Genomic DNA, 1,894 nt, shown 5'->3' on the forward strand with positions numbered 1-1,894 from the left:
GGGCTGACGCCCCGGCTTCAAAGCCTACCACCTATCCTACACATGCCGACACGAAGGCCAGCGCAAAGCTACAGTAAAGGTGCACGGGGTCTTTCCGTCTGACCGCAGGAACCCCGCATCTTCACGGGGAATTCAATTTCACTGAGCCGATGCTGGAGACAGCGGGGAGATCGTTACGCCATTCGTGCAGGTCGGAACTTACCCGACAAGGAATTTCGCTACCTTAGGACCGTTATAGTTACGGCCGCCGTTTACCGGGGCTTCGATTCAAAGCTCTCACCTCTCCTCTTAACCTTCCGGCACCGGGCAGGCGTCAGGCCCTATACGTCGTCTTACAGACTTCGCAGAGCCCTGTGTTTTAGATAAACAGTCGCCACCCCCTGGTCTGTGCCCCTCTGCCCTGGTTGCCCAAGACAGAGGCCTCCTTATCCCGAAGTTACGGAGGCAAATTGCCGAGTTCCTTCAGCATCGTTCTCTCAAGCGCCTTGGTATACTCTACCAGTCCACCTGTGTCGGTTTCGGGTACGGTCTTACGCGGAGGCTATTTCCTGGGACCCCTTCACCGCCTGACCAATCCGATAAGGTCAGACGATACACGGCATCCGTCACCATCCGCTGGCCGGGGAATGTTCGCCCCGTTCCCATCGACTACGCCTTTCGGCCTCGCCTTAGGGGCCGGCTAACCCTGCGCAGATTAACTTTACGCAGGAACCCTTGGACTTTCGGCGAGAGTGTCTTTCACACTCTTTGTCGTTACTCATGTCAGCATTCGCACTTCCCATACCTCCAGAAGCCCTCACGGGTCTTCCTTCGCAGGCCTAGGGAACGCTCCGCTACCGCTCATGATTGCTCATGAACCCGAAGCTTCGGCTCGTGGCTTGAGCCCCGTTACATTTTCGGCGCAGGACCCCTTATTTAGACCAGTGAGCTGTTACGCTTTCTTTAAAGGATGGCTGCTTCTAAGCCAACCTCCTGGTTGTTTTGGGAGTCCCACATCCTTTCCCACTTAGCCACGAATTGGGGGCCTTAGCTGTCGGTCAGGGTTGTTTCCCTCTCCACGACGGACGTTAGCACCCGCCGTGTGTCTCCCGCGCAGTACTCTCACGTATTCGGAGTTTGGTTGGGTTTGGTACCGCTGTGGGCGGCCCTAGCCCATCCAGTGCTCTACCCCGTGAGGTATTCACGCGAGGCGCTACCTAAATAGCTTTCGCGGAGAACCAGCTATTTCCGAGTTTGATTGGCCTTTCACCCCTAGCCACACGTCATCCAAGACCTTTTCAACGGGCACTGGTTCGGACCTCCAGTGGGTGTTACCCCACCTTCATCCTGCACATGGCTAGATCACTCGGTTTCGGGTCTAAAGCCACGAACTGAACGCCCTGTTCAGACTCGCTTTCGCTGCGCCTCCACCTATCGGCTTAAGCTCGCTCGTAACTTTAAGTCGCTGACCCATTATACAAAAGGTACGCGGTCACCCAGGACGAACCTTGGGCTCCCACTGTTTGTAAGCATCCGGTTTCAGGTGCTGTTTCACTCCCCTCGTCGGGGTGCTTTTCACCTTTCCCTCACGGTACTGGTTCGCTATCGGTCGCTGAGGAGTACTTAGGCTTGGAGGGTGGTCCCCCCATGTTCAGACAGGATTTCACGTGTCCCGCCCTACTCGAGTCCTGTGTATCGTCCGTCCCGTACGGGGCTGTCACCCATCGTGCCGGCCTTTCCAGACCGTTCCGGTAAACTCAACACAGGCACTGGCCTGATCCGCGTTCGCTCGCCACTACTGACGGAGTCTCGTTGATGTCCTTTCCTCCGGGTACTGAGATGTTTCAGTTCCCCGGGTTCGCTTCAAACCCCTATGAATTCAGGATTTGATACCTTCACATGACCAACCGTATTG

Annotated in this window: 1 rRNA gene; it reads right to left on the bottom strand. The window is 56.1% G+C overall.

From position 1 onward, the window contains the following. Nucleotides 1–1,894, bottom strand: a 23S ribosomal RNA gene (locus ACLBX8_RS31440); the annotation flags it as partial.

The sequence above is a fragment of the Methylobacterium sp. D48H genome, from assembly GCF_053345715.1.